Below are 500 nucleotides of genomic sequence, written 5' to 3'. Positions count from 1 at the left end.
GCAGCTTAGTTTAATAAGAACATATTTACTTTTTTTGCGGTATAATTAAATTTTTATTTACAGACTTAATATGAAAGTGAGTGAGACTTTTGAAATTTGTTTTTGATTTAGATGGAACAGTTTGTTTTAAAGGAAAACCTGTATCTAGCAAGATACTTCATTCATTGTCGGAGTTAACAAAAACGGGTATTGAGGTCATTTTCGCATCTGCAAGACCTATTCGAGATATGCTACCTGTTATAGACGAAGCATTTCATCATTATACAATGGTTGGGGGAAACGGCTCTTTAATATCAAAAGAAGGAAAAGTAATCAAATCCAATTCGTTTTCAACAAATGAAATTATCGAAATAAAGAATCTTATTAATAAATATAAAGCGACTTTTCTAATAGATGGTGACTGGGACTATGCTTATACTGGTCCAGATACGCACCCTATACTTCAAAATTTAGACCCTGCAAAATTAGCGAAAATGGTTAGTTTAGAGTCTCTTGATTCA

The 500-nt window shown here is 31.8% G+C and carries 1 protein-coding gene; it reads left to right on the top strand.

The genetic code is table 11. The features are described 5' to 3' along the window. Positions 1-89 precede the first annotated feature (89 nt). On the top strand, positions 90-500 hold a 411-nt coding region (locus BV906_RS19050), incomplete at its 3' end, for an HAD hydrolase family protein (RefSeq protein ID WP_176330417.1).

Origin of the sequence: Oceanobacillus rekensis (genome assembly GCF_002153375.1) — a bacterium.
Lineage (GTDB): Bacteria > Bacillota > Bacilli > Bacillales > Amphibacillaceae > Oceanobacillus > Oceanobacillus rekensis.
The sequence above is the reverse complement of the archived record's forward strand: the minus strand, read 5'-3'. Positions and strand labels throughout refer to the sequence as shown.